Origin of the sequence: Bradyrhizobium sp. CIAT3101 (assembly GCF_029714945.1) — a bacterium.
In the GTDB taxonomy this organism is placed as follows: Bacteria; Pseudomonadota; Alphaproteobacteria; order Rhizobiales; family Xanthobacteraceae; genus Bradyrhizobium.
This window is the reverse complement of the sequence record NZ_CP121634.1, coordinates 4,553,641-4,579,447: the sequence shown is the minus strand read 5'-3', so window position 1 is coordinate 4,579,447 and position 25,807 is coordinate 4,553,641. Positions and strand designations below refer to the sequence as shown.

23 protein-coding genes and 1 tRNA gene are annotated in these 25,807 nt (G+C 64.1%); 8 read left to right on the top strand and 16 right to left on the bottom strand.

The features are described 5' to 3' along the window. Positions 1 to 14 precede the first annotated feature (14 nt). The 3 genes from QA645_RS21625 to glmS all read right to left on the bottom strand — a co-directional run bounded on the left by QA645_RS21625 (position 15) and on the right by glmS (position 3,658). Positions 15 to 872, bottom strand: coding sequence for an NAD(P)-dependent oxidoreductase (locus tag QA645_RS21625; RefSeq protein ID WP_283052951.1), 858 nt, complete (start codon positions 870 to 872; stop codon positions 15 to 17). A 109-nt stretch (positions 873 to 981) separates the two neighbouring features. Next, positions 982 to 1,752, bottom strand: coding sequence for a DUF502 domain-containing protein (locus QA645_RS21620; protein WP_254131553.1), 771 nt, complete (start codon positions 1,750 to 1,752; stop codon positions 982 to 984). Positions 1,753 to 1,831: 79 nt separating this feature from the next. Then, positions 1,832 to 3,658: a glutamine--fructose-6-phosphate transaminase (isomerizing) gene (gene glmS, locus QA645_RS21615; RefSeq protein WP_254131554.1), complete on the bottom strand. Its 1,827-nt coding sequence runs from the start codon at positions 3,656 to 3,658 to the stop codon at positions 1,832 to 1,834. Positions 3,659 to 3,877: 219 nt separating this feature from the next. On the opposite strand from glmS, the gene QA645_RS21610 reads away from it, so the two are divergent. Continuing rightward, the gene (locus QA645_RS21610) at positions 3,878 to 4,108 is read left to right on the top strand and encodes a hypothetical protein (protein ID WP_254131555.1); all 231 of its coding nucleotides are present in this window, start codon (positions 3,878 to 3,880) and stop codon (positions 4,106 to 4,108) included. 9 nt (positions 4,109 to 4,117) lie between these two features. On the opposite strand, the gene QA645_RS21605 is transcribed toward QA645_RS21610, so the two are convergent. Then, positions 4,118 to 4,294, bottom strand: coding sequence for a hypothetical protein (locus QA645_RS21605; protein WP_254131556.1), 177 nt, complete (start codon positions 4,292 to 4,294; stop codon positions 4,118 to 4,120). A 47-nt stretch (positions 4,295 to 4,341) separates the two neighbouring features. Next, a complete protein-coding gene (glmU, locus tag QA645_RS21600) occupies positions 4,342 to 5,709 on the bottom strand; it encodes a bifunctional UDP-N-acetylglucosamine diphosphorylase/glucosamine-1-phosphate N-acetyltransferase GlmU (protein WP_283052947.1) in 1,368 nt (455 codons plus the stop codon). A 180-nt stretch (positions 5,710 to 5,889) separates the two neighbouring features. Here glmU and QA645_RS21595 point away from each other — a divergent pair, with 180 nt between their 5' ends. Both QA645_RS21595 and QA645_RS21590 read left to right on the top strand, forming a co-directional pair. Further along, a complete protein-coding gene (locus QA645_RS21595) occupies positions 5,890 to 7,293 on the top strand; it encodes a hypothetical protein (protein WP_283052945.1) in 1,404 nt (467 codons plus the stop codon). A gap of 396 nt (positions 7,294 to 7,689) precedes the next feature. Beyond that, on the top strand, positions 7,690 to 8,070 hold the full coding sequence (locus QA645_RS21590) for a hypothetical protein (RefSeq protein WP_254131559.1): 381 nt from the start codon (positions 7,690 to 7,692) through the stop codon (positions 8,068 to 8,070). Here the strand turns inward: QA645_RS21590 and QA645_RS21585 are convergent. Then, positions 8,030 to 9,694 (bottom strand): beta-(1-6) glucans synthase, encoded by a 1,665-nt coding sequence (locus QA645_RS21585; RefSeq protein WP_254135416.1) that lies wholly within the window; start codon positions 9,692 to 9,694, stop codon positions 8,030 to 8,032. The two genes, QA645_RS21590 and QA645_RS21585, sit on opposite strands and share 41 nt — an antisense overlap. A 225-nt stretch (positions 9,695 to 9,919) precedes the next feature. Here QA645_RS21585 and QA645_RS21580 point away from each other — a divergent pair, with 225 nt between their 5' ends. From QA645_RS21580 to QA645_RS21570, 3 genes are all read left to right on the top strand, one after another. Next, positions 9,920 to 10,516 carry a beta-1-3, beta-1-6-glucan biosynthesis protein gene (locus tag QA645_RS21580; RefSeq protein ID WP_254131560.1) on the top strand — a complete coding sequence of 199 codons (597 nt, stop codon included), beginning with the start codon at positions 9,920 to 9,922 and terminating at the stop codon, positions 10,514 to 10,516. A gap of 222 nt (positions 10,517 to 10,738) precedes the next feature. Beyond that, on the top strand, positions 10,739 to 13,402 hold the full coding sequence (locus QA645_RS21575; RefSeq protein ID WP_254193782.1) for a glycosyltransferase: 2,664 nt from the start codon (positions 10,739 to 10,741) through the stop codon (positions 13,400 to 13,402). A 321-nt stretch (positions 13,403 to 13,723) separates the two neighbouring features. Continuing rightward, positions 13,724 to 13,799 (top strand) — tRNA-Lys (locus QA645_RS21570). 160 nt (positions 13,800 to 13,959) lie between these two features. On the opposite strand, the gene QA645_RS21565 is transcribed toward QA645_RS21570, so the two are convergent. From QA645_RS21565 to QA645_RS21530, 8 genes are all read right to left on the bottom strand, one after another. Next, positions 13,960 to 14,646 carry a hypothetical protein gene (locus tag QA645_RS21565; RefSeq protein WP_283052941.1) on the bottom strand — a complete coding sequence of 229 codons (687 nt, stop codon included), beginning with the start codon at positions 14,644 to 14,646 and terminating at the stop codon, positions 13,960 to 13,962. 208 nt (positions 14,647 to 14,854) lie between these two features. Continuing rightward, the gene (locus QA645_RS21560; RefSeq protein WP_283052939.1) at positions 14,855 to 15,313 is read right to left on the bottom strand and encodes a hypothetical protein; all 459 of its coding nucleotides are present in this window, start codon (positions 15,311 to 15,313) and stop codon (positions 14,855 to 14,857) included. Next, the gene (locus QA645_RS21555; RefSeq protein WP_254193785.1) at positions 15,297 to 16,214 is read right to left on the bottom strand and encodes a DUF2950 domain-containing protein; all 918 of its coding nucleotides are present in this window, start codon (positions 16,212 to 16,214) and stop codon (positions 15,297 to 15,299) included. Before QA645_RS21555 ends, QA645_RS21560 begins: the two co-directional genes overlap by 17 nt. Then, a complete protein-coding gene (locus QA645_RS21550; protein ID WP_283052936.1) occupies positions 16,211 to 17,920 on the bottom strand; it encodes a DUF3300 domain-containing protein in 1,710 nt (569 codons plus the stop codon). The genes QA645_RS21555 and QA645_RS21550 overlap by 4 nt, the downstream gene beginning before the upstream one ends. Positions 17,921 to 18,076: 156 nt before the next feature. Then, a complete protein-coding gene (locus tag QA645_RS21545) occupies positions 18,077 to 19,972 on the bottom strand; it encodes a HAMP domain-containing sensor histidine kinase (RefSeq protein ID WP_283052935.1) in 1,896 nt (631 codons plus the stop codon). An 83-nt stretch (positions 19,973 to 20,055) separates the two neighbouring features. After that, positions 20,056 to 20,469, bottom strand: coding sequence for a hypothetical protein (locus tag QA645_RS21540; RefSeq protein WP_283052934.1), 414 nt, complete (start codon positions 20,467 to 20,469; stop codon positions 20,056 to 20,058). Positions 20,470 to 20,496: 27 nt separating this feature from the next. Further along, the gene (locus tag QA645_RS21535) at positions 20,497 to 21,729 is read right to left on the bottom strand and encodes a biotin/lipoyl-binding protein (protein ID WP_283052933.1); all 1,233 of its coding nucleotides are present in this window, start codon (positions 21,727 to 21,729) and stop codon (positions 20,497 to 20,499) included. After that, positions 21,722 to 22,159, bottom strand: a complete 438-nt coding sequence (locus QA645_RS21530; RefSeq protein WP_283052932.1) for a hypothetical protein — start codon at positions 22,157 to 22,159, stop codon at positions 21,722 to 21,724. Before QA645_RS21530 ends, QA645_RS21535 begins: the two co-directional genes overlap by 8 nt. Before the next feature lie 140 nt (positions 22,160 to 22,299). On the opposite strand from QA645_RS21530, the gene QA645_RS21525 reads away from it, so the two are divergent. Both QA645_RS21525 and ppk2 read left to right on the top strand, forming a co-directional pair. Continuing rightward, positions 22,300 to 22,752, top strand: a complete 453-nt coding sequence (locus QA645_RS21525) for a hypothetical protein (protein WP_254193790.1) — start codon at positions 22,300 to 22,302, stop codon at positions 22,750 to 22,752. Positions 22,753 to 22,777: 25 nt separating this feature from the next. After that, entirely contained in the window at positions 22,778 to 23,578 is an 801-nt protein-coding gene (gene ppk2, locus QA645_RS21520) for a polyphosphate kinase 2 (protein ID WP_283052930.1), read from the top strand. A 55-nt stretch (positions 23,579 to 23,633) separates the two neighbouring features. Here the strand turns inward: ppk2 and QA645_RS21515 are convergent, their stop codons facing one another. Continuing rightward, the gene (locus QA645_RS21515; RefSeq protein WP_283052929.1) at positions 23,634 to 24,062 is read right to left on the bottom strand and encodes a hypothetical protein; all 429 of its coding nucleotides are present in this window, start codon (positions 24,060 to 24,062) and stop codon (positions 23,634 to 23,636) included. A gap of 57 nt (positions 24,063 to 24,119) precedes the next feature. Beyond that, the gene (gene aspD, locus QA645_RS21510; protein WP_283052927.1) at positions 24,120 to 25,754 is read right to left on the bottom strand and encodes an aspartate 4-decarboxylase; all 1,635 of its coding nucleotides are present in this window, start codon (positions 25,752 to 25,754) and stop codon (positions 24,120 to 24,122) included. Positions 25,755 to 25,807: the final 53 nt, after the last annotated feature.

Below are 25,807 nucleotides of genomic sequence, written 5' to 3'. Positions count from 1 at the left end.
CGAATGCCTGATCATCAGGCCTTTTTCTGCGCGATGCTTGCGGCAAACGCCTTCAACAGCGACGCATCGACCGCCTCACCCTTCGCGTCCCCGGCCAGATGCTCGAACCATTTGGCAAAGCCCTGGTAGATCTGGCTTGCCGGATGATCCGGCCCGAGGAAGCCGGAAATCTCCTGCATCTCCGCGACCCAGCGATAGGCCTTCGGGATCATGTCGGGCAGCGCGACCTCGAGCCGCGCCAGGATGGCGGGCTGGCTGAGGGCGAGCTCGTCGCGCAGCGCATCCGCTGCACCCGCTTTCGTGGCCGCGACCACCATGGCGGAGCCGATGCCGGCGAGACCCTTGACGATACCGGCATAGGACATCTTGAGCGCGGAGGCCGCACCCACCGGGCCTTCGACGATGCGAACATCGAGCCCGAAATCTCTGAGCACGGCGATGTCTCTGGCGTGCTCGCCGGACAGATAGAACGCCGGGCTCTTGCCGCCGGGTTGCGGCGGGAAGCCGATGATGCCGCCGTCGACGAAGGGCGCCTGCGCCGAGCCGATGATCTCCTCGATCCGCTTCACCGTGTCGACATTGACGGCGTTGCAGTCGACCACGACCGGCTTCTTTGCTCGCTTCACGATCAGCGCGGCCAGCCGCTCGGCCAGCGCCACCGCCTCGCCGGGCGGCACGATCGAGAGGATGATATCAGCGTCCGCGATCGCATCGTCCTCGGCGCCGACCATGCCCGCATCCGCGGCCCGTTTCAGCGTCGCCTCGCTTCGCCCTTTCAAGGATGTCAGCACGCGCGCACCGTTATCGCTCAGGCGTCGCGCCACCGCGCTGCCCATGGCACCGGGCGCGAGGATCGCAATGGTTTTCGACATCGGGGGCACTCCAGTTCGAATTCCGAGCGTTGTCGCTCAGTTCGACCGGAACATTAGCAGAGGATGCGAACGCCCGCCTGATCCGCGGCCATCCCGCCGCGGAATGGCCCTACTCCGCCTTCGCAGGCTCGGGCCGGAGCGTGGAGGCGTTGGCAATGCGCGCGGCATTGGCCATGCCGGCGAGCGCGGCTGCCTTCTTCGGATCCGGCGCTGCGCCCGGCTGCACCACGCCGGCCGACATGATCAGCGTTGCGGCATCCTCGGCGCTGAGGTCGACCTCGATGATCTTGCTCCTGGGCACATAGAAGAAGAAGCCGGTGGTCGGGTTCGGCGAGCATGGCAGAAACACCGAGACATGTTCTTCCTGCCCCGGCAGGCTGCGCGCGATGTCCTCACTCGGCGATTGCGAGATCAGCACGATCGACCACATGCCGGGCGATGGAAACTCGACGAGACCGACCTTGCGGAAGCTCGAGCCCTTGCCCGAGAACAGCGTCTCGAACACCTGCTTGAGACCGCGATAGATCGCACGCACCGCCGGAATCCGGCCGAGGAACGTCTCGCCGACGTCGACCAGGGTGCGGCCGATCAGGTTGGCCGCGAGAAATCCGACCAGCGTCAGCGTGAAGAATGCGACAATCAGTCCCCAACCGGGGACGCCGTAAGGCAGATAAGTTTCCGGCCGATAGGCCAGCGGCACGAAAGGCCGCACCACGCCGTCGACCCAGGTGACGAACCACCAGACCAGGTACAGTGTAATCGCAATCGGACCGGTGACGATCAGCCCGGTCAGGAAATAATTGCGAAACCGGCCCATCAGGCCGGTATGCGGTTCCGGGGCGGGATCAAGAGGCGCAGGCGCGTCGTCGCGGGTGGTCATTCGGGTTCCAGGTCGGTCGCTTGGTTCAAGCTAGGGGCTTCTAGCAGGTTTTGGAAGAGCGCGGCCTGGTCCCTGCTGCCTATTCCACCGTCACGGATTTCGCGAGATTGCGCGGCTGGTCGACGTCGGTGCCCATGACCACCGCCGTATGATAGGCGAGCAGTTGCACGGGAACGGCATAGACCATCGGCGAGAAGGCCGCGGCCATGTCGGGCATGACGATGGTCACGAGCGACTCCACCGTCGCCTCCGCCGCGCCCTTGGCGTCGGTCATCAGGATGATGTTGCCGCCGCGGGCGGCGACCTCCTGCATGTTGGAGACGGTCTTCTCGAACACGCGGTCGTAGGGCGCGATCACGACGACCGGCATGGTCTCGTCGATCAGCGCGATCGGGCCGTGCTTGAGCTCGCCGGCGGCATAGCCCTCGGCGTGGATGTAGGAGATTTCCTTCAGCTTCAGCGCGCCTTCGAGGGCGAGCGGGAAGCTGGTGCCGCGGCCGAGATAGAGCACGTCGCGGGATTTGGCGATCCTGTGGGCGAGCTTCTCGATCTGGAGCTCGGTCGTGAGCGCATCCGACATCAGGCGTGGGATCTCGACCAGGCCGTGCACGAGCTTGGTCTCGTCCTCGGCGGACAATTCGCCGCGGGCCTTGCCGGCCGCGATCGCCAGGTTGGCCAGCACCATGAGTTGGCAGGTGAAGGCCTTGGTCGAGGCGACACCGATCTCGGGGCCGGCCAGCGTCTGCAGCACGGTCTCGCTTTCGCGCGCGATGGTCGAGGTCGGGACGTTGACGACGGCGATGGTGTGGGCGCCCTCGGCCTTGGCATAGCGCAGCGCCGCCAGGGTGTCGGCAGTCTCGCCGGATTGCGAGATGAAGATGGCGAGATCGCCCTTGCGCAACGGCGCTTCGCGGTAGCGGAATTCGGATGCGACATCGACCTCGACCGGCAGGCGCGCAAAACGCTCGAACCAGTATTTTGCGACGATGCCGGCGTAGCTTGCGGTGCCGCAGGCCGTGATGTTGATGCGCTGGATGTCCTTGAAGTCGAACGGCAGCTTGACCGGCAGCGAGACGCGCTCGGTCGCCATGTCGACATAGCGCGCCAGCGTGTGGCCGACCACTTCCGGCTGCTCGTGGATCTCCTTCGCCATGAAATGGCGGTAGTTCGCCTTGTCGACCAGCGAGGTCGAGGCGGCATGCTTGATCCTGTCGCGCTCGACGGCGTGACCGTCCTTGTCGAAAACCGTCGCGCTCTTGCGGGTCAGGACCACCCAGTCGCCGTCTTCGAGATAGCTGATCGTGTCGGTGAACGGGCCGAGCGCGATCGCGTCCGAGCCGAGATACATCTCGCCGTCGCCATAGCCGATCGCCAGCGGCGGACCGTTGCGGGCGCCGATCATGAGGTCATCATCGCCGGCAAAGATGAAGCCGAGCGCGAAGGCACCGCGCAACCGCGCCAGCGTCAGCTTGACCGCTTCCACCGGCTTGTTGCCGCGTGACAAGAGATCGTCGACGAGGTGCAGCACGATCTCGGTGTCGGTCTCGGTGTGGAACACCGTGCCCTTCTTTTCGAGTTCTTCGCGCAGCTCGCGGAAATTCTCGATGATGCCGTTATGGACGACGGCAACGCGTTCGGTCGCGTGCGGATGAGCGTTGTTGACGGTCGGCTTGCCGTGCGTGGCCCAGCGGGTGTGACCGATTCCGGTCGTGCCCTTCAAAGGCTCGGCTTCCAGCCGCCTCTCCAGATTCTTCAGCTTGCCCTCGGCGCGCCGGCGCTCTAGATGCTTGCCTTCGAGCGTGGCGACGCCCGCGGAGTCATAGCCGCGATATTCAAGACGTTTGAGCGAATCCACCAATTGCTCTGCAACCGGCTCGCGCCCGAGAATGCCGACAATCCCGCACATGCGGATCAATATCCCCCAAATCGTCGAAAAATCGCCTAAACGACGCGCTCGGTTTTTAGCGAAGTTCCTAAGGAACCAGATACTCAATAATTATGACGGATTGCGACAGCAGCCGGCGACGTCAAGCTTCGCCTATGTCGATGTGGTCGGCTTTAACCGCACGGATTAACTTGTTGTCAACAAGTTTGGCCAACGATTCTCGCTCGGGAGATCAAGGCCATGAAAGCCACGTCCGACCGCAAAGGTCTGCCAACGACGTATCTGCTCGCCAGTGAGAGCACCGGCACTCGCCTCGCGCATTGGCCGCCGCCTCAGCGCGCCATGGAGCGCGGCAAGGAAAGCAAGCCCGTCCTCATGACGCAGGCCAAAGGCGAACCGGCAAAGCGCGCCAGGCCGCGCGGCTGGCGCTTGTCGCGCGCGATGTTCTCGGAAGTCGCCGACGACGACTGAGGGCGCGCCTCACCACCCCAGCACCAGGGCAAAGACGAGGCAAACGACGAACGCCCAGAACGTCAGGCCGGTGACCAGCGACGCGATCTCGGTTGGGTCGGGGTCGCCGACCTGTTCCAGCACCCATCGTCCCGGCGGCATGACGACGTGCTTGACGAGGAATTCGAATACATCCAGGTCGTTCATGAGCGCGCAGCCCTAACGACACAGAAAAGCGCCTGGGATCCGGCCGCTCATTTCTCCGGCTTCTTTTCCAACTTTTTGCCGCTGGTCTTCATCTCGCGGTAGCGCGCAGCACCACCCTCGCGAATGGTCTGCGGGCTGCGCTCCAGCGCCATGGCGTCGTCCGGCACGTCGCGCGTGATCACCGAGCCCGAGCCGATATAGGCGCCGTTGCCGATCTTCACCGGCGCGACCAGCGAGGAGTTGGTGCCGACGAAGGCGCCCTGCCCGATCACCGTCTTGTACTTCTTGAAGCCGTCGTAGTTGCAAGTGATGGTGCCGGCGCCGATGTTGGAATTGGCGCCGATGGTGGCGTCGCCGATGTAGGAGAGATGGTTGACCTTGACGCCGGCCTCCAGCGTCGCGGCCTTGGTCTCCACGAAATTGCCGATCCGCGCGCCATCGCCGAGCGTGGTGCCGGGACGCAAGCGCGCATAGGGTCCGATCGAAACCTTCTTGCCGAGCGTGGTCTCGACGATATGCGAGAAGGAATGGATCACGGTGCCGTCGGCGATCGAGACACCCGGTCCGATCACCACGAACGGCTCGATGGTGACGTCCTTGCCGAACACGGTGTCGGCGGCGAGATACACGGTTTCGGGGGCGATCAGCGTGACGCCGGCCTCCATCGCGGCCTTGCGCAGCCGGGCCTGCATCACGCCTTCCGCTTCCGCAAGCTGGGCCTTGGTGTTGATGCCGCGCACCTCGTCCTCGCTGGTTTCGATCACCACGGACTCCCATCCATTGCTGCGGGCGACGCCGACCGCATCGGTCAGGTAATACTCTGCCTTGGAATTCGCATTGCCTATCTTGTCCAGGATCGCGAGCGCGCGGCGGCCGTCGATCGCCATCACGCCGGCATTGCACAGATCGATCTTGCGCTCGTCCGCGCTGGCGTCGGCGTGCTCGCGGATCGCGACCAGACGGTCGCCCTCGACGATGAAGCGGCCATAGCCGGTCGGATCCGCCGCGCGAAAACCGAGCGCGGCAATCGCAGCACCTTTCGCCAGCGGCGCGCGAAGCCGTGCAAAGGTCTCGGCCGAGATCAGCGGCGTATCGCCGAAGGCGATCAGCACGTCGTCGACGCCTCGCGCAATCGCCTCCCGCGCCGCCAGCACGGCATGCGCCGTGCCGAGCCGCTCGGCCTGCACGAAGATGAGCGCATCGGAGCGGATCCGCTTCGCCTCGTCCGCGACCGCCTGGTGATCAGGGCCGATCACGACCGCAAGCGCAGTGCCGGTTCCGCGCGGTGCGGCACCGAGCACATGGGCAAGCAGCGTCTGGGAAGCTACGGGATTCAGCACTTTCGGCAGGCTGGATCGCATGCGCGTGCCTTCGCCGGCGGCGAGCACGATCGTGAGGCTTGAGCGGGCGGTCATCGCAATCCTGTCAAATATGGCCGAATCGATCATCACATCGATGGGCGACACGTCAATGTCGTCCGAGCTTGTTGCCTTGCTACCCCCGCAAACGCCCGGAATTCAAGTGCGCGTGGGTTTTCCTGTTAATGTTCCCTGATTGATTCGGGGAAGCCAGGCAGGGCTGGGCACTAAACGTTCATGGCAAAGGATTCCGACCCACTGGCGGATGCCTTCGGCGACAAGGAGACCGGCGGGCTGTTCTCCGGACTCTTGGCTGAAGAAAGCACATTCGATCGCCGGATGATGTGGCGGCTGGGCTCGTGGGGAGTCGCGGCCGTCGGTGCCGTTGTGGTGGCCGTGCTGGCCAACCAGGCCCAGCTCGGCTGGCGGCGCGACCAGGTCGCCTCCGCCGATCTCGCCCGCCAGTCCGATCGTCTGCAGGTTCTGACCAAGGAAAGCCAGCTCGAGGCGCGTCGCCTCGCCTCCGCCATCGAGACGCTGAACACCGATCGCGACCGGCTCTATTCGCGCGTCACGGTGCTCGAGCAGGGACTTGATTCCGTCACCGGCGCCATCGCCAAGCAGAGCGCGACATCGCCGCAAGCGCCCGCATCGAAGCCGCAGGACACGCCGGTCGCCACCGCGCAGCCCCCGGCTCCGGATGTCGCGCCGGTCGCCTCGACCGCGGCCTCGCTGGTCGACAAGCCGCGCGCGGGGGCCGGCAAGGAGCCCAAGGAAGCGTCGAAGGAAGCGTCGAAGGACAGCTTGAAAGACGCGGCCAAGGATCAACCGGGCCCGCCGCCACAGACTGCCTCTGCCGCATCGCTCGTTCCGCTGACGACGTCGGCGGTGCCAATCCTGCCGTTGGTGCCATCGAAGTCGATCATGGCGCCGCCTGATCCGGCGGCTTCGAAACTGATTCAGCCTCAACCAGACGCCTCGGAGCAGAAGCCCGAGTCGACGCCCGCCCCGACCGAAGTCGCCGCGGCGCCAGCCAAGCCCCCCGAGGCAACCGAAGCCGAGTCTCCCGCAATCGCAGTCCAGCAGACGCGCTTTGCCATCGATCTCGGCGGTGCGAACTCGGTCGACGGCCTGCGCGCGCTCTGGCGCAGCCTGAGCAAGTCCCATCCGGAGGTCGCCGCGCTGCGGCCGATCATTATGATCAAGGAAGGCAATAACGGCCTCGGCATGCAGCTCCGTCTGGGGGCCGGCCCCCTGATCAATGCTGCCGCCGCCGCAAAGCTTTGCGCAGGCCTTGCCGAGAACGACCGCCACTGCGAGACGGCCGTGTTCGACGGCCAGCGCCTGTCGATGCGCGGCGGCGCTGACAAGGGACAAGACAAGGGTTCAGACAAGAACCAGGACAAGAGCTCGGAGAAGAGCCAGGAAAAGAGCCAGGACGCGGTGCCGCAAGCTGAAACCGCGCCTGCGCCCGCGCCCGCCGCCAAGCCGGACAAGCGTCGCCGAAGCTACTCCTCCAAGCGCTCGTCAAGGCGCGAGGAGCCGGCGCCGCCGCCTGCACCCGCGCCGCAGCCGGCCGCTCAGGCCAAGCCGGAGACGGCATCGGCGAGTTCGACGATATCGTCGTTTTTCAGACGTTGAGGGGATCAGGGCTTCCGATTGAAACGCCGGAGCATCTCGCCTGAGACAGCGCCGCCTAGAGAGCGGCCATCAACTGGCTGATCTTGATTGCCCCGCAAATGATCATACCCCAAAGCGCAAAATTGACCTGCAACGCTTCAACCATTGCCAACCTCGCTCGCATCCCCGCAGTCGCGTTCTTGAACGACGTGATCTGCTTCTGATTAGATCTGCGATCACGCCTACGCTTCAAGTCGAATGTTAGGCGACGTTGAAATTCCCGCAAATCCGTATGGCTACGGTTCTAATGCGTTCGGGATGCCGCAAATCCATGCAGCGGCCCCTCCGCGATGCCCCCGGTGCAAAAATCCTCCCGCCCCTGTTGCTCCCTCCCGCCATCCCGACCATATTGCCGGCATGACAAAGAAGCCGTTTCGCCTCACGCCCTACCAGGTGCAGTTTCTCATCGTCGTCGGTTTCGTCACCGTCGGCTGGGCGCTCTATGTGCGCTATCTCGCGGTCGAGTTCTCGCAGGTGGCGCTCGCATGCGATGCCGGCCTGCAGACCATGATCTGCAAGGCGCGCTCGGTGTCGACGTCGCTGTTCAAGAATTCGGTGTTCGGCATCGTCGCGCTGGTGATCGCGACGCTGAACCTGATGCGGCCGTCGATCGTGCTGCTCACGCTCGGCGTGGTCGCAGCCGGCCTCGGCATCGTGCTCTACAACATCGTGCTGTCGGGCCTGGCGATCGGCCTGCTCATCCTTGGCTTTGCTCGGCCCGCGCCCGCCACAGCGTGAGCGCGAACAAGAGATAGATCGCGCAGGTCCACATCGCCTGCCAATTATCGCGGCCTTCGTTCAGGATCACGTAGACCGCCGACAGCGCCAGCAGCCCTGCGAACACCGCTTCCGCGATCGGTCGCACGCCGATCTGCGGGCGGTTCAGCATCAACAGCGCGAACGGCACCACCGCCATCGTCAGCGAGGCATAGGGGAAGTCGCGATAGCGCGGGTCGAACACGAAGCCGAGCGCGGTCTCGGCTGCGATCACCGCCGTCACCGCCAGGGTCAGGCCCAGCACGGCCGAGAGCTTTGACCATTTCCGCCCTTCGCGCGGACCGAGCAGGTCGAGGAAGCTCGGCAAATTGCGGCCGATGACAAGCGCCTGCGCGCAGAAGATCGGCGACAGGATGCCGGCGAGCAGCAGCATGCCCCATTGCAGCCAGCCGCCCCAGCCGTAGCTCTCGTAATACATCTTGTCGACGGCGATCCCGAGCAGGATGCCCGCCGATGTCGCGGAGATGCCGACGCCGAGCCAGGCCGAGAAGCGCGGCGTCCAGGGCCGGCGGCGCAGCGTGATGCCGGCCACCGCGAACACCAGCACGCTGAGGACCATGCCGGCGCCCATGTACCATTTCCAGAACGGGAAATTGCTGATCGGCTCGCCCGGCGGATATTTCAGCTGGCGCCGGACGGAGTCGATCAGGCCCCAATAGCCGCCGACGGTGCCCTCGAGCCGCCGCTTCCACGGCTGGTCATAGGCCTCGATCAGGTTGACGCGAAACTTCAGCGCCTTCGCGAGCCCGAGGATTTCCGAGACCACGCGGGCCTGATTGGTGCGCGACGGCAGCGCGCCCTCGCGCATGCGGCCTTCGCTCGGCCAGCCTGTCTCGCCGATCAGGATTTCCTTGTCGGGGAACGCCACCGCCATGCGCTCGCGGATCGCCTCGACGTGGCTCGCGGCGAACTTCGCCTTCACCGGCATATCCTCCCAATAAGGCAGGATGTGAATCGTGACGAAGTCGACGGCGTCATAGACCTCGCGGTTCTTCAGCCAATATTCCCAGACGTCGGCATAGGTCACGGGCACGGTGACCTGCGCCTTCACCGAACGGATGATTGCGGTGAGGTCCGACGTCGTCATCTCTCCGCGCAGCAACACCTCGTTGCCGACGACGAGCGCGGAGATGGTGTCGGGAAATTCCTTGGTGAGGCGAACGGCGGTCGCAACCTGTGCGAAATTCTTGGCGCGGTTGCTGCCGAGCCAGATGCCCTGGATCACCTTCAGCCCGCCGATCCTGGCCGCGACCGAAGGCACCTGGTCGAGCCCGTTCTCGATCGAGTAGGTGCGGACGCAATCGGTGATCTCTTTGAGCTGGCGCAGATCCTGCTCGAGCTGGTCAGCCTCGATGTGGGTCCATTCGTTCAGCGGCGTCTGGTCGCCCCGGAACGGGGCGTAGGAGACGCATTGAACCTTGTCGTTGGGATCGATGGGCGCGCGCGCGAGCGTGATCGGCGTGGCAAGCCACCACCACACGGCAGCAATCGCACCCAGGGAGACGAGCAGGAGCGCCAGTGGCGTACGAAGTGAAATCGGTTCCGTCCTCCGCGAGGGTCCGTCGATTACCTGCTCGCACGCCATCTGCCAAGGGGGTGAGGCAGGTCGGCTGCGCACTCTCCCCGGGGAATTGGGCTGCGGCCGTTCGACCGGGCCCTAGGATCGTGACTTTGCTGGACAAAATTCCAATTACAGGTCATTGGATTTTGCGGGACTTTTCCGCCGCATTGGAGACCCATTTGGACGCCATCACGTCGGCGTCCGCGAGGTCCTCCCGCGCGGGCGGACGGCTGAGATATTGGGGAATTCATGCGGCGACGGGTGTTCGAGTTACGAAATGCGGTCCTGCGGCAGTTCGCCGCCACTTTGGCCGTCTCTTCCCTTGTCCTCCTGGCCAACATCGGCGGCGTTTCCGCCCAGAGCGGCTCGCCCGCACCTGACCAGGGCAAGGCTGCCGCCCAGCCCGCCGACGCCGCCAAGGACGCCACCGCCCAGAACCAGCGCCGCACCGACGAATTCGCCGAAGCCGCCCAGGCCATCAACGGCCCGGCCGGCAACCCCGAATGCGTCTGGCTCGGCCGGCGCGTGGTGCGGCTGATGTGGCGGGATGACCTCGATACCGCGTTCCGCCATCTCGACCTCTATGACCGCTTCGGTTGCCCTGGCGGCCACATCCAGGCGGCGTTCCGCTGCCTGACCCGCTTCGGCGCCCAGATCGATCCCAAGATCGCCGAGACCCTGGACAGCCGGGTGCACGCGTGCTGGATCAATCCGGCCTCCCAGCCGCAGCAGGCGGCCGCCGCGGCCTCCCAGCCTCCGGCGCCGACGGCCGGTAGTGCGCAGCCGCCCCAGCCGGCCGCGAGCCCCGCGCCTGCGGCAAGCCCGTCACCCGCTCCCCAGAAATAGCCGCGATCGTTTCAGCCGCCGTTCAGGAACGATCGGCGATAGCAACTGACGGCACTGCCGCGCGTTAACCCGACCGAACAAGGCCATGCCCTGATAAGGACATGAGGCCATGACAGTTGAGAAACCGCGCGGCAGAGGTATGCTCCATTTGCCGCGGACTTGGTCGGATCTCGGGGTCGGATCCGCTGCCCTGCCCCCTCAGCCCCTTTTGGTTTAGCCGCGATGCGCGTTGTCGCCGCCGTTCTGTTGCTCGTGTCCATGCTCCACGCCGGCCTCTGGGGAGTCCTGCGCGACAAGGAACCTGCGCCGGACTTCAAGGGCCTGTTGCCGAGCCTCTCCTACACCCCGTTCGAACCGGGGCATGTCGTCGACAACAATGTCGATCCCGACAAGATTCGCGCCGACATGAAGAAGCTCTCCACCATGACGCGTGCCATCCGCTCCTACTCTGCGACGGAAGGCAACGAACTGGTGCCGCCAATCGCCGCCGAATTCGGCCTCAAGGTCACCGTCGGCGCCTGGATCGGCAAGGACCCGGATCGCAACGAGCGCGAGATTAAGGCCGCGATCGAGCTCGCCCGCAAGAACAGCAACGTCAACGGCGTCGTCGTCGGCAACGAGGTGATCTACCGCGGTGAGCAGAAGGTCGAAGACCTCATCGAGATGATCAAGAAGGTGAAGAGCGCGGTCCGCGTGCCCGTCACCACCGGCGAGATCTGGAACATCTGGCGCGACAACCCCGACCTGGCCTCCAACGTCGACTTCATCGCTGCGCACGTGCTGCCCTATTGGGAGAATTTCCACTCGGACGAGGCGGTCGACCAGGCCGTCGACCGATACAACCTGCTGCGCAACCTGTTTCCCGGCAAGCGCATCGTGATCGCCGAGTTCGGCTGGCCGAGCGCGGGCTATAATCTGCGCAAGGCCGATCCGGGTCCGTTCCAGCAAGCGCTGACGCTGCGCAACTTCGTCAGCCGTGCCGAAGCCATGGGCATGGAATACAACATCGTCGAAGCGATCGATCAGCCCTGGAAGTTTTTTGAAGGCGGCGTCGGTCCTTACTGGGGCATCCTCAACGCCAGCCGCGAGCCGAAATTCGCCTGGACCGGTCCGGTCGAGAATCCCGACTATTGGAAACTGATGACGATCGCGCTGCTGGTCGGCATCCTGTTGTCGCTGCCGATCCTGCGGCTGGAGCAACCGACCGCCAAGCAGGCGTTCTTGCTGTCAGCCACCGCCAACGGCGTCGGCGCCTGGGCTGCGATCGTGTTCGCGTTCTGGAACGGGCACTATTTCGTCTTCGGCTCGGCCTTCGCACTGACGCTCGGCATGATCCTGCTCGTGCCGCTGGTGCTGATCGCGATGGCCCGCGTCGACGAGATCGCGGCCGTCGCCTTCGGCCGGCCGCCGCAGCGGCTGCTTGCCAAGGGCAAGCCGATCGAGAACGTGCCCGAGAATTACTACCCGAAGGTCTCGATCCATATCCCCGCGTATTTCGAGCCGGTCGACATGCTCAAGCAGACGCTCGATGCGCTGTCGCGGCTCGACTATCCGAACTACGAATGCGTGGTCATCATCAACAACACGCCCGACCCCGCATTCTGGCAGCCGATCCAGGACCACTGCCGCGCGCTCGGCGAACGCTTCAAGTTCATCAACGCCGAGAAGGTGCAGGGCTTCAAGGCCGGCGCGCTGCGCATCGCCATGGACCGCACCGCCGTCGATGCCGAGATCATCGGCATCCTCGATGCCGACTATGTCGTCGAGCCCGACTGGCTGAAGGACCTCGTGCCGGCGTTCGCCGACCCGCGCGTCGGCCTGGTGCAGGCGCCGCAGGAGCATCGCGACGGCGACCTGTCGATCATGCACTACATCATGAACGGCGAATATGCCGGTTTCTTCGACATCGGCATGGTCCAGCGCAACGAGCTCAACGCCGTCATCGTGCACGGCACGATGTGCCTGATCCGCCGTGCGGCGATGGACATGGCGGGCGGCTGGTCATCAGACACGATCTGCGAGGACTCGGACCTCGGGCTCGCGATCCAGGAGCTCGGCTGGACCACCCACTACACCCGCTACCGCTACGGCCAGGGCCTGCTGCCCGATACCTACGAGGCCTTCAAGAAGCAGCGCCACCGCTGGGCCTATGGCGGCCTCCAGATCGTGAAGAAGCACTGGCGGCATTTCCTGCCCGGACGGAGCCGGCTGACGCCCGACCAGAAGCGCGAATATGGTCTCGGCTGGCTGAATTGGCTGGGGGCCGAAAGCCTCGGCGTGGTCGTGGCGCTGCTCAACCTTATCTGGGTGCCGATCGTGGCGTTTGCCGACATCGCCATCCCGGACAAGATTCTGACGCTGCCGATCATCGGCGCCTTCGTCGTCTCGCTCGCGCACTTCCTGTCGATGTACCGGCTGCGCGTCGCGATCAAACCCGGCCAGATGCTGGGTGCCATGATCGCAGCCATGAGCGTGCAATGGACGGTGTCGCGCGCGGTCGCGCAAGGACTGATCACCGAGCACATCGCGTTCGCGCGCACCTCCAAGGGCGGCCTGTCCAGGATGTCGATCGAGTTCCAGGCGTTCTGGGAAGCCGTGATCGGCGCCCTGCTCCTGATCGGCTCCGGCGTGCTGATCGCCTCCAACAGTTTCAGGCAGATCACCGAGATCTACATCTTCGCGGGCGTGCTGGTGCTGCAAAGCCTGCCGTTCCTCGCCGCGGTCGCGATTGCGATCCTCGAGCTCAGCCGCATCAACTCGTTCCAGTTCTGGCGCGACAGCGCGATCCGCACCGCCGAGCTGATCGGCCTGCGCCCCGTCGCGCTGCCGACACCCGCCGGCCCCGCACAGCCGGTGCCGAGCGAGGTGCGGCGGGAGGCGAACTGATCCGGGGCCGATTTGGGCGCCCGGCCCCCGTGATCAGAAGTCACGAGGTCTTTGGGCGTGGATGACGGCCCGCCAATCAGGTTCAAAACCCCGGCCTAAGCGACGGAATCGGCGAGCGAATCCTCGCTACTGCCGCGTGTTTCGGCAGCCACCCCTGCTATTGACCTCCGCGTCCCATCCCCCTACACAGCGCGGGCCGAAAGCATGATCCGGAAACCGCCGGTTCTCCCCGCAGCGCATCAGTCAAACGCGGGCAAGACATGCTTTTCCAAATGTCCGACGACGATGGCGATCAATCGAAAAGCCATCCGGCGGCCATGGGAGCGCGTAGCTCAGCCGGTAGAGCACGTGACTTTTAATCACGGGGTCCTGGGTTCGAGCCCCAGCGCGCTCACCAACAACTCCCCAAGTCATCATCTTCGGTAACAGTCGCGGACGGGAGCGGTCCCGAACGGACTGTCACCGCAACTAGGGCGGGGACAGACGAAGACCTGTTGCCGTGAGCCGTTAGGCCAACCTCACGCGACAAGGGTCCAAGCGACTTACTCGACGCGCGCTCAGCTCTCCGGCGCAGCAACCGTAGCCGGCGCAGCAACCGTCGCGGGCGTGCTCAGCGGCGCTCCTCCCAGCGAAACGGGTCCTACGGATTTCGGCTGCCGAGCCATCCGCTTGCGCATCATGAGCCGATCGTGCGCGCGCAGTTTTGGAATGGAGGAGGTTACTTCCGACATCATCGTACTTTGCAGCGTGTCGATCTTCGCGATCAGCGTCGAAAGCTGCGGCGATATCTTCTTCACGTCGACCCGTTCGTCCGTGATGCTCTGTCGGAGAGACAGGAGGGTCGTTGAATCCTGCTGCTGCAGAGCTGCATTTTGCTGCAATGAGGAATTGATCTCCAGCAGCGCGGCGGCCTGCTGCTGCTGGGCCGACTGGATATCCTTCAAGGCAGCGACAATCGGATCCGGCTTTGGCGCGGACTCTTCCAGACGAGGGAGTAGCGCAGCCAGGTTGGGGAGGTTCGGCGACGGAAGATCGAATGGCAACGTATAGATGGCCGCCGCGCCATTGATGGCCAGGGCACATACCGCCAATGCCAGGACCGATTTCCGGCTGGACTGCTTGACCACCGCGAGCGCTTCCGGGGCTTCAGGTTCGGGGCGGACCTCGGATGCGGCGACTGCAAGTGCTGCAGCATCGAGATGTTCGACAAAGCCCGGCGTTTCGGATGTCGTGGTCATGTGCATTGACCTCATGAGCAAGCAAAAGGAGGCCGTCGCCGGAACGTCCTCGCGACGCCTCCCTTACGCAGCACTCACAACAACTGACTTAAATTGTGGGCTTTTCAGATTAATTCCACGTTAGCGACGTGGCCGCGCGGCACGCCTCGCCACTCCGGCCGAATACGGGGCGATGCGAACGGAAGAGCGGCGGCAGAGCGCTGAACCCCGCACGTCACTTCAGCGCGATCACAATCGTGCTCAGATTGGCCGCCAGTTCCAGTCCGGCCTTCGGACCCTGCAGGACAATCGTGACGCCCTTCTCGTTGCGGAGGTGGACGCCGTTGACGCCGCCGACCAGCGCAAAGCCGCCGCCGACGGAGCTATAGGTGCCGGCGAAGTCGCCGACCTCGCGGATATCCGAGGCCCAGCCGTCGAGACGGCCGATGGTGGCACCGGCGGTGATGCCGAAGCTCAGGCCGCTGACCTTGAACGGATAGGTCTTGCCGCGATAGACCAGCGTTCCGCTGCCGACGCCGCCGCCGACGAGAAGGCCGGCCTTGACGATCTTGACCCGGACATGACCGGCCGCCTGCGCGAAAGATGGTGTCGCAGGTAGCGCGAGCCCCAGCGCCAGCAGGAGCATCGCAATCAGGCGGAACGCACCGATGCGCCGTTCAGGGTTTTGCGGCATCGACTTTCTTCCAGGTCTCATCGGGGTCGAACAGCGTGGTGCGTTCGGCGATGGTCTCGGTACGCTTGCCAAGGTCCTTCTGGTAGACGGTGCCGGCATGATTGACGAGGAAGGTCATCACGCCGGAATTGCCGTATTCGGCAGGCCAGGCGATCAGGCCAAAGCCTCCGATCATCTTGCCCTTGACGACGTAGTTGAGCGCGCCGCCCGGCGCATCGCGGCCCTGCCCCTTGAGGATGTGAAAGTAGTAGCCGTGGTAGGGCACGGGACCGACATCGCCTGCCCTGTAGCCCTCCTTCGAGGCCTCGGCCGCCAGCGCGCCGAGCGGGCTCGGATCACTGTCATCGCGCCAGAACAGGCCGTCCTTCTTGCCGGGTGACGAGACGATGCGCTGGGCATAGACACCGGCGCCCTCGCCGCGGTCCTTGTCGGCGTATTCGTTCTGCGCGTCGACATAGGCGAGCGCGGTCTGGATCGCGTCGAGCTCGTTGCGGCCGATGCGGCGACGAAGCACCTCGATCCGTCCCTCGTCGGTGTCGAACGCCCATCCGGTCTTGGTGTTCACCAGCGGGATCGGGAACGGGAAATCATCCGGTCCCAGCATCAGGGTCGCGGTCTTGTTGCCCTCCGCCTTGATGCCGTGCTTGGCGTCGTACATCGACGAGAAGCGCGCGCGGATGTCGTTGTCGGCGACCTCGTCGCCGGAGGCGACAATGTCCTCGGCGGCCCTGCCGAGCACCTTCAGGATGTCTTTCGGGCCACTCTTGACCGCGGCGGCAAGCGCGGCGGCTGCGTCCTCCGGCGACTTGTAGGATTCCTGCGCGAGGGCCGGCGAGCCGAACAATGCAAGCGCCACCATGCCGGGCAGGATCGCACGGCGGAACGATTTCAGGCCGATCATGGCATCACCTCCGCCGGGATCTTCGCGCCGCCGGCGACCCAGTCGCGGTAGGTGCGGAATGTCAGCCCGAGCTTTTCGTAATAGACCCGCAGATATCCGTCGCTGCCGCGAGTCACCGCGTTGGGCATCACCTGCTCGACCTCCTGCGCCATCACGCCGACATAGGCCTTGTCGCTGCCGATGTAGCTGAAGCGATAATAGCCGAGGCCATTGGAGAGATGCCCGAGCAGGACGATGTCGTACTTCAGAGCGATATCGGAGCGCCGGCCACCGCCGCCGCCACGACCTCCGCCACCGCCGAAGCCGCCACCACCGCCACGCATCGCCATGCCGCCGCCACCGCCACGGCCGGCCATGCTCGGCCCGCCACCGCCGCGCGGCATGCTTGCCATGCTCGCACGTCCGCGTGCCGACGCCGCGGCCGCCGACCGGCCGGAGGAGACGTTCATGGCGCCGCCGCGATTGCCACCGCCGCGATTGGCGCTCGCTGCCTTATTGCCGCCGCCACGGTTCGCTGCCTTGGCGCGATCGCCGCCGCCCTTACCGGCGTTCTTGCCAGCATTCTTGGCCCGGTCACCGCCGCCTTTGGCACGATCGCCCGCGCCGGCGCGGTCGCCACCTCCGGGCCGATCGCCGCGATTGCCGGCACGGTCACCCTCGCGATCCCCGGCCCGATCTCCGGCACGGTCACCCGGACCACCGCGATCACCCGCGCGGTCGCCTGCCCGGTCACGCGCTCCCTGGTCCGGACGCAGCACCTGGTTGCCGTCACGGCCGCGGAAATCCATCCGGTCGGACGCGCCGGCCCTGACGTTGGTGTTGCCGAAGCGCTGCTGAACGTTGGTGTTGCTGTAGCGCACGCCGCCGCGATGCGCCGGATTGTGCTGCCAGCCGCCACTGATGTTGGTGGTGCGGTGATTGACGTAGACGTTGCGGTTGCCCCAGTTGCAGCCGCCGCCCCAGTAGTTGCCCCAGCGTCCGATCGCCCAGGCCGTGCCGAAGGCGAGGCCCGCGGCGATCACCCCGGCGCCGATATAGGACGGATAGCCCCAATAATACGGCGGATATTCCGCATAGGGCCAGGTGCCGTAGACCGTCGCCGGATCATAATACGGCACGTACATTTCGTCAGGGTTGGCCTGCTGGATCACGATCGCCTGCTTGCCCTCCTGGGTCTGGACGCTGACCTTCTGCTGCTTGGTGGTGACGAGCTTCTTGTTGTCATAGGCCTTGTTGCGCAGACGCTGGATCGCATCCATCACGTCGGGCTGCTGAGCGAGAAAAGCATCGCCGAGCTTCTGGGTCCAGTCGAGCTTGTCGCTCATCATGGTCAGGACATCGGCGGTGCTGGCCAATGCCTTGACGCTGTCATCCCAGCTCTGCTTGTCGACCTCGGTCTTCAGTGCATCGCCCTTCAGGCTCTTGCGCTCCTTCAGAAAGCGGTCGGCCTGCACCACTTCGAGCGGATAGGTCGAGGCGGCAAGCACGTTGGCGAGAAGCTCATCGGGATAGAGCGCAATCGGCGCGACGAGGGCTTCGAGCTGCTCCGGCTTCAGGAGCTCCGCAGCCGGCGGCGGTGGGCTCGCGGGCTGCGCCTGCGTGCTCGGGGCGGCCGGCGTCGCCGGCGTGGTGGCCTGAGCCATTGCAGCGGCGGGCACTGCCACCACCAGCGCAAGCGCCATCAGGATCTTGCCGCAGCGAAACATCGGAAACCTCCACAAAACTTTCCGTCCGCGACCATCGGGCCGGGGCAGAGGCGTTCGTTGATCGAGATCAACGAAACTGCGCCGCCTGGCTGTTGCAACGCAAAGCGCTCACGCGATCAGTTCGGCCTCCATCAGAAGCCGGCCGGGCACCGGTCGTTATCGGACGATCGGCAGCCTGACCGTGAACAGCGCACCGCCCGCCGGCAGAGTCTCTGCGGCCATCGTGCCGTGATGGGCCTCGACGATCGTCTTGGCGATCGCAAGCCCCATCCCCATGCCCTCCGGCTTGGTCGTGAAAAACGGATTGAAGACGTTTGTGAGATCGCCGGTTGCGATGCCGGGGCCGGTATCGGCGATCCTGATCTCGGCCTGGTTGCCCGCCCGGGCCGTCGACACGTTCACCTCGCGCTTCTTCATGTCCGCATCGGAGATCGCATCCATCGCGTTGATGATGAGGTTGAGGATGACCTGCTGGACCTGGACGGGATCGCCCTTGATCGGCAGAGCGGTGGCGGCAGGCACATAGCTCAGCGCAATGCGGCGTCCATCGGCAACTGCCGCGGCCAGCCCGATCGCCTCCAACACCGTGTCGTTGAGCTCGAGAGTCCTGATCTCGAACGGCGTCTTCCTCAACACGCTGCGCAGGCGGCGGATCACCTCGCTCGCGCGCTGGTCGTCGCGCCTGATGTCGGCGAGAATGTGCCTGATCTCGTCGATATCGGGCGAGGCTCCCTTGAGCATGAGCTCCGCGGTTTCGGCATTTGTCAGGATCGAGCCGAGCGGCTGGTTCAGTTCGTGGGCAATGGACGTCGTCAGCTCGCCGACGGCCGAATACCGGTTGGCATGCGCGAGCTCGGCCAGCCGCTGACGGGACTCGACCTCGGCGAGCTGGCGGCGGCGACGCTCATGCAGCAATCCGCTGATCAGGCCCGCCTGCACCAGGATGATGGCGGCGATGAGCAGCATCTGCCAGCGATAGCTCTCCCACATGGTCGGCTCGCGAAACAGAATCTCGCTCCCGGCAGGCAGACTGCTTTCGCTGATGCCCCAGCGCTGCAGCTCGCGCCAGTCGTATTTCGGCGCGGCAAACCCGATCGGCTCGTATTTGATGCTGGACGGCTTCTCGCCTCTGAGGATGCGGATGGCGGCATCGACAGTCTTCCGGGTCGTCTCGGCCGTTGAATGCATGGGGCCGCCGACGGTACTGCCGCCAAAGAACGGCTCCTGGTAGGAAAAGATGGGTGCATTCGCGACCGCATGAAGGCTGCGCAGCGCGATGTCGCCTTCATGGACGATTCCGGCGGCATCAACCGACATCAGGCCCCAGAACAGCACCGTGTGGGGCGGAAGATTCGCCGCTCGTTTCAGGATCTCCTCGAACGACAGGTCCGAAAACCAGACGAGCTCGAGCCGGCCATCCAATGGCTTCAGCTCCCGCTTCACCTCGTCCATCCAGAACTGCTCGAGCGGCGACGCGCCGACGACGACAGCGACCGTTTTGGTCGCCGGCAAAACCTGAAGGATGTTGTTGAATGCGGCCAGGAAATCATTGCAGACCGACACCACCACGTCGTTGTCGGTGAGGTCCGAGCGATTGACGAGCCGTTGCTCGACCACGGTCAGCACCATCGGCGTGTCGGGGAAGAGTTTGGCCCGGTATCTCTGCACGAACCGCGCCGCCGGCGCGCCGATGCTCAGCACGATGTCGGGGAATGCGCCTTGATACAGCGAACTGAGATATTCGACAAAGGGAGCCTCCGGACCCGGATTGTTGAAGCGCGCTGAGAGCAGCGTGTGCTCCTGGACGTCGAGCGGCCATGGCGACTGACGCTCGAGCTCGGCCTTGATGCTGCGGGCGTACTCGCTCCACGGCCGAAACTCGCGGCCGAAGGAATGCAGGATCAGGACGCGCTTGAGCTCCCCGCCCAGCTTCCGTTCCACGGCATTGGCCCGCCCCGCCAACGTGCACACCGCAACGAACAGGCCAAGGCACAACAGCGCGGCCATCGCCGACCGCGACCTGAGCGTGTCAGTCGACATCCGCCTGTTCATGCTCCAATCCCGCGGCTTCCGACGGCCGCTTTCGGGACATTCTAGCGGGAATGGCAAGGCGCGGACAGCCCTTGGACCTGCCGCTAAGTCGCCGGGCAACGATGATAGCGGATCTCCATGTCGTCCATGCCCGGGAAGAGGCGGATCAGGCTGTCGGCATCCGGCGCCTTCAGGCTGAACTGAACGCTGGACAGCATCATGTCGGTCGCACACGCCGCGATCAGATTGACATCCGGCCCGTTGTCCTTCCGCACCTTGATCCGGCAGCGCGCGAACTTGCCGATGATCTGGTCGCCTTCGACGATGAAACCGCCGCCGTAGACGTCCGACATGTCGGTGAAGCCTATCTGCGCGCCCTTGCGCACGAAGACTTTCGCGCAATTGTCGGCATCACTCGCCCAGGCGCCCTTGAGATCGACTGCGTTAGCCCTGCTCCCGGTGACGAGCACCGAGGCGAACAGCAATCCGCCCAATCCAAACAATTTTCTCGAATTCATTTTTGATTCCCTCGCGTGCTCAGTGCCTCAGTGCCCGCTCATCACCAGCGTCTTGATCGGCATCAGCAAGGCCTGGATGCGCAGTAGCAGCGCATGCACGAGGCCGACGCCATCCACCACGTGGAGCGCGATCGCCCGGCCGGTGCTGGTGTGCTCCGCCGAAATCTCCTCGTGATTGCTGGTATAGGCGTTGACGATGCAGCTGCTGCCGGGCGTGACGCCGTCGAGCCCGTTCTTGTACAGCGGTTCGAGGAACACCAGGATCGTGCCGGGCTTGGGACCGTTCTCCGCCTCAATCAGTTGCTGGCCGCCCTGGAACTGTCCGGCCGCGATGTAGTCCTGCACGCTCGTGATGACCATGGGAATGATGACCCACGGCTTGGAGATGCAGGCTGCTTCCGCCACCATGCCTGCTTTCAACACGCCAGCCTCGATCTGGCCGAAGCCGGCCTGAAGCGTGCTCTTGCCCGCGCCCTCCGGAATGAGAATGCCGGCTGGCCGCATGATCTGCGCCACGAGGTCGCCGGGACGAAGGAAGAATTGCTCGACACGACCGTTGACCCCAGCCCGAATAGTGGTTTTGTCGAGATCGACCTGGGCTTGATCGAGCGCGGCCTGTGAACTCGCCTTCTGCGCCGGGAGCAACGTAGAGACTTGCAGGCTCGCGGCCTGTTTGGAGGCCGTCGCGGCATCGACGCCCGATTGACGCTGATCGACAAGCACTTGGAGCTTGTCGATGTCACGCTGTGCAACGATGCCGGGATTGCGGCGCTGAAGCTCGCTCTTGACGTCGAGTTCGTCCTTGGCCTGCTGATAATTCGCCTTCGCTTCGCCGATCTGCGCCTCCGCCTTGACGACATCGGCCTGCGCCGTCTGCATCGCGGCGTCGATTTCGGCAACTTTTCGCTTGGCCGTCTCCACAGCAGCCCGCTGCTTGGAGGCGTCCAGGGTGAACAGCACGTCGCCCTTCTTCACCTCCTGGCTGAAGCTGACTTTCACCTCCTCGACGCGCCCCGACCCTTCGGGCAGAATTGGCACAGTTCGATAATAAAGCGTCGCCGAATCCGTCGCGGGATGGAAATAGAAGATCATGGTGATGAGCGAGATCGTCAGCATCAGGCAACCGGTGATGCCCCAGCGCAACTCGTACCAGACCGAGAAGAAGGTGATCTCCTTGCCGAAGCGCTTGCCCTGCACATAGCGACGGTAGAGATAATCCGGCACGATCGTAAGGAGCGAGCAGAACATCAGCTCAAACATGGCTGTGCTCCTTTTTGGCGGTATCCGACGCGCCCGCGGCGGCCGCAGCAGGACCGGCCTCTATCGGCACGTCGTCCTGCCCCGGTGTCGCGTCGGCGATCTTCTCGACGGAGTCAGCGATGCTGCGCAGCGGCGTACCGAAGTCCGGTATATCAATCAACGCAAGCAACAGGCCCGCGATCCAGAAGATGTGCATGTGCGTGAACAGCGAGATCAGCCCAAGCACGGCGACAAACTCGAACTGCAGCTTCTGCGACTTGTGCGCCATTCGCTCGGGGAGGCTGTGCAGCCGCCAGTACAGTGTGCCGACCCAGAGCACAGTGCCGATCAGGAAAATCCCCATCACGACCATCAATGTATCGGTGCCGCTTCCGGGCGCGAGGTAGAATGGCAGATGGTGCGGTGCCAACGGATTTAGCTGCTCGTTCAAAGGTCTCTCCCGGCTCAACGTGCTCTTGCGGCACTGTGTTGGGGCAGCTTCCCAATTTGCTTGATTTGAATCAAGGGAATGCCCCTCACCGGACATAGCGTTTTGTGAATGCGTTTGAATAATCACAGGGAGCCGCTGCCATGCCCGGCCTCGACGATCTCATTCCCAACGCCACCCAGATCCGGAAGGAAGCCGCTCTCAAGGAGGCGGAGAAGGCCGAGGAATATGTCCGTCTCGCCACGGCTGCCGAGGCCGAGAAGCGCGCGCTGATCGAGCGCCTGAGCAAGCCCTCCGGCAAGAGCGAAGAAGAGAAGATCAAGCTCGCCGCCACTATCATCCAGCGTGCCGTGCGCAACGGCCTGACCGAGGTGCTGGTCTACCGCTTCCCGAACTCGCTCTGCACCGACAAGGGGCGCGCCATCAATCAGATGGAAAAGGGCTGGGAAAAGACGCTCACCGGAATCCCCAAGGAGATCTTCCAGCTCTGGACCGATTATCTCCAGCCGCGCGGTTATCGCATCGCCTACCAGATCATCGACTTCCCCGGGGGCATGCCCGGCGATATCGGCGTGACCATTTCGTGGGACGAGTAACGCGTGCAATAGCGAAAGGACAGGCATGGCCAAGGACGAGCCCGCGGAAAAAATGAAGCGCAAGGCCTATGAGAAGGAGCTCGAAAAGCTCCAGGTCGAGCTGTGCCACCTCCAGGAGTGGGTCAAGGCCCAGAAATTGAAGGTGATCATCATCTTCGAGGGCCGAGACGCCGCCGGCAAGGGCGGGACCATCAAGGCATTGACGGAGAAGGTGAGCCCGCGGGTATTCCGGGTCTGCGCCCTGCCCGCACCGTCCGACCGGCAAAAGTCCCAGCTGTTCCTGCAACGCTATATCGAGCAATTCCCGGCCGGTGGCGAGATCGTGATCTTCGACCGCAGCTGGTACAACCGCGCCGGCGTGGAATATGTCATGGGCTTCTGCTCGCCGGCCGAACACAAGCGCTTCCTGGAATTGTGTCCGCTGGTCGAGAAATTCGCCGTGGACGCCGGCATCATCCTGATCAAGCTGTGGCTCGAGGTCGGGATGGAGGAACAGGAGCTTCGCTTCAAGGCACGGATCGAGGATCCGCTGCGGCAGTGGAAGCTGAGCCCGATGGATACCGAGTCGTTCGGCCGCTGGTACGATTACTCCCGTGCGCGCGACATGATGTTCGAGGCGACCGACACCAAGCATGCGCCGTGGCGGCTGATCCGCTCCGACGACAAGCGGCGCGCCCGGCTCAACGTCATCTCGCATATCCTGCAAAGGATCCCCTACAAGAAGATCAAACGCGAGAAGGTCACGCTGCCGGCACGCTCCCACAAGGGGCGCTACAACGACCAGGCCAGCCTGCGCGGGCTGAAATTCGTTGAGGAGCGATACTGAAAAGCGGAACGGGCCGGGGGGACCCGGCCCGCTCGCCCTCACGGATGTCCTTCGCCTATTTCAGCTTGATCGTGACGCCGCCCACCGCGGCCGACACTTCCGCGCCGACCTTCGGCCCGCTGAGCTGAAGGATCACGCCGTTGCCGTTCTGCAACTGCACGGCGCCCGCACCGGCGGCAACAGCGCCACCCGCCCCGCCTGCCGCGTAGGAGCCTTCGATCGACTGCGGCCCTTTGAGATTGAGCGCGCGGCCGACGAACTTGGTGGTCGAAGCGCCGACCGTGAATCCGACGCTCATGCCGGAGACGGTGAAGGGGTATTTCTTGCCCCTATAGACCAGCACGCCCTCGCCACCTCCGACGCCGACGATGAAACCACCCTTGGTGAAGACGACGGCGACCTGCCCGGTATCGGCACGCGACGGCGCGCTGAAGGCCGTGACAGCGGTTAAGGCAAGAGCAGCACCAACAACAAACCCTTTCATGACTTTCGTTCCCCATTTGAGATTGACGTCCAACCAGTCCGGACCAGTACGCCGGCCCTATCGCGTCGCCTTGGCATTCCCGCTTCCCTTGGCGGCCTCGTAGGCGTCCCGATAACCGCGTGCGATGGCCCGAACGCCGCGACCGATATCGTCGTAGACGTCGTCGGGAAGATTGGCCAATGACACACGCAAGGACCATTCGGGCGCATCGAAACCGCCGCCGTTCAGCAGGACGATGCCGTGGGCCTCAGCCAGGCGGAATGCGAGATCGAGCGGATGGATATTCTTCTTCAGATAGTCGACGGCTTCGTTCCCGATGTTTTTTCTCGCCCAGAACTCGAAATCGATCAGTCCGTAATAGGCGTCGTAGTTCGGATTGGGCGTCATCTTGTCGGCAAGCCCGAGCCCGTCGAGCAGCGCCCACAGCCGCTTGTTGACGATTTCCATGCAGGCGGCCTGATAGGCCTTCTTCGTGTCCAGCATCTCCGACAGCGAGAACAGGCTCATCATCACCTGCTGCGGCAGCGACAGACCCGCCGTGTGATTGAGCGCGACATCGCGACTGTCGGCAACAATGCGGTCGATGATTTTCAGCTTGCGCGGCTCCAGCGTCAGCGGTCCGTAGCGCTTGTCGAGGGCCTTGACCGCGGCCTCGGGCAGCTTGGCGATCATCTTGTCGAAGATGTTGTCTTCGTGAATGGCGATGGCGCCGAGCCGCCACCCCGTGCAGCCGAAATATTTGGAATAGGAATACACGCCGATGGTGTTGTGCGGCAGCTCGCCCAGCAGCGAACGGAAACCATGGACGAAGGTGCCATAAACGTCGTCAGTCAACAGCATGAGATCGGGGCGCTTGGTCTTGACCAGCTTGCTCAACTTGCCGATCGTTTCCGGGCTCACTCCCATTCCGCTGGGATTGGCGGGGTTGACGATGAAGAACGCCTTGATCTTCGGATCTTCCAGCTTCTTGATCTCGTCGTCGGTGAACTGGAATTTGTTCTCCTGCGGCGCCTTGATCTGGACGACCTTGAGGTCGTAATCCTCCAGATGCGTCATCTCGATGTACGGCGTGAAGATCGGCGTTCCCAGCGCGATGGTGTCGCCAGGGAGCAACAGGCGATTGGCCTTCAGCGACTTGAAGAGATAGCACATCGCCGCCGTGCCGCCCTCGACCGCATAGATGTCGAACTTGCCCGATGGCCGCGGCTCGCCGCAGACGGCCCACATCAGATATTCGTGTACGATCTTCTCGTTGTGCACCAGCATGCGGTCCGGCACCGGATAATTGTCGCCGATGATGGAATCGACGAGCTCGTGGACGAAGGCGTCCGGCTCGAAGCCGAATTTCTTGACCGCAAAGGGCAGCATCTCCGTAAGGAAGCTTGCGCCCGGCATGTCCGAATGCTTGGCAAGCCAGGCCTCGTAGCGTGCGGCAATGCCCTTGGCCTGGGGCATGCCGCCGATCCCCGCCGGGTGCTCCATAACCCGCTTGCTTTCGGTGATCGCGAACTGCCCGAGCAGGAAGAAGCCTTCGCGCGGCGTGGTGGCCACCCAGTTCGGGTTACCGCGGCCGGCGTTCAGGAATGCGGATTGCGTCCGCTTCGACGTCGCCTTGGCGAGATTGATCAGCTCGTCCTTGATCTCGAACGGGCTCAGTGCCTCGAATTTCTTCAGCGTCAAGATATCGGCCATATGACACTCCCGAACGATGCGATCTGTTGGGACGAGGTGGAGCAGGCTTCCGT

What these genes read in the sequence shown, in the direction of transcription:
- QA645_RS21610 (WP_254131555.1), top strand. Translation starts at nt 3,878, where the DNA reads ATGAAAGCCACGTCCGACCGCAAAGGTCTGCCAACGACGTATCTGCTC.
- glmU (WP_283052947.1), bottom strand. Translation starts at nt 5,709, where the DNA reads ATGACCGCCCGCTCAAGCCTCACGATCGTGCTCGCCGCCGGCGAAGGC.
- ppk2 (WP_283052930.1), top strand. Translation starts at nt 22,778, where the DNA reads ATGGCCAAGGACGAGCCCGCGGAAAAAATGAAGCGCAAGGCCTATGAG.
- QA645_RS21565 (WP_283052941.1), bottom strand. Translation starts at nt 14,646, where the DNA reads ATGCACATGACCACGACATCCGAAACGCCGGGCTTTGTCGAACATCTC.
- QA645_RS21545 (WP_283052935.1), bottom strand. Translation starts at nt 19,972, where the DNA reads ATGAACAGGCGGATGTCGACTGACACGCTCAGGTCGCGGTCGGCGATG.
- QA645_RS21535 (WP_283052933.1), bottom strand. Translation starts at nt 21,729, where the DNA reads ATGTTTGAGCTGATGTTCTGCTCGCTCCTTACGATCGTGCCGGATTAT.
- QA645_RS21605 (WP_254131556.1), bottom strand. Translation starts at nt 4,294, where the DNA reads ATGAACGACCTGGATGTATTCGAATTCCTCGTCAAGCACGTCGTCATG.
- QA645_RS21515 (WP_283052929.1), bottom strand. Translation starts at nt 24,062, where the DNA reads ATGAAAGGGTTTGTTGTTGGTGCTGCTCTTGCCTTAACCGCTGTCACG.
- aspD (WP_283052927.1), bottom strand. Translation starts at nt 25,754, where the DNA reads ATGGCCGATATCTTGACGCTGAAGAAATTCGAGGCACTGAGCCCGTTC.
- glmS (WP_254131554.1), bottom strand. Translation starts at nt 3,658, where the DNA reads ATGTGCGGGATTGTCGGCATTCTCGGGCGCGAGCCGGTTGCAGAGCAA.
- QA645_RS21585 (WP_254135416.1), bottom strand. Translation starts at nt 9,694, where the DNA reads ATGGCGTGCGAGCAGGTAATCGACGGACCCTCGCGGAGGACGGAACCG.
- QA645_RS21540 (WP_283052934.1), bottom strand. Translation starts at nt 20,469, where the DNA reads ATGAATTCGAGAAAATTGTTTGGATTGGGCGGATTGCTGTTCGCCTCG.
- QA645_RS21625 (WP_283052951.1), bottom strand. Translation starts at nt 872, where the DNA reads ATGTCGAAAACCATTGCGATCCTCGCGCCCGGTGCCATGGGCAGCGCG.
- QA645_RS21555 (WP_254193785.1), bottom strand. Translation starts at nt 16,214, where the DNA reads ATGATCGGCCTGAAATCGTTCCGCCGTGCGATCCTGCCCGGCATGGTG.
- QA645_RS21560 (WP_283052939.1), bottom strand. Translation starts at nt 15,313, where the DNA reads ATGCCGCAAAACCCTGAACGGCGCATCGGTGCGTTCCGCCTGATTGCG.
- QA645_RS21595 (WP_283052945.1), top strand. Translation starts at nt 5,890, where the DNA reads ATGGCAAAGGATTCCGACCCACTGGCGGATGCCTTCGGCGACAAGGAG.
- QA645_RS21590 (WP_254131559.1), top strand. Translation starts at nt 7,690, where the DNA reads ATGACAAAGAAGCCGTTTCGCCTCACGCCCTACCAGGTGCAGTTTCTC.
- QA645_RS21580 (WP_254131560.1), top strand. Translation starts at nt 9,920, where the DNA reads ATGCGGCGACGGGTGTTCGAGTTACGAAATGCGGTCCTGCGGCAGTTC.
- QA645_RS21575 (WP_254193782.1), top strand. Translation starts at nt 10,739, where the DNA reads ATGCGCGTTGTCGCCGCCGTTCTGTTGCTCGTGTCCATGCTCCACGCC.
- QA645_RS21525 (WP_254193790.1), top strand. Translation starts at nt 22,300, where the DNA reads ATGCCCGGCCTCGACGATCTCATTCCCAACGCCACCCAGATCCGGAAG.
- QA645_RS21550 (WP_283052936.1), bottom strand. Translation starts at nt 17,920, where the DNA reads ATGTTTCGCTGCGGCAAGATCCTGATGGCGCTTGCGCTGGTGGTGGCA.
- QA645_RS21620 (WP_254131553.1), bottom strand. Translation starts at nt 1,752, where the DNA reads ATGACCACCCGCGACGACGCGCCTGCGCCTCTTGATCCCGCCCCGGAA.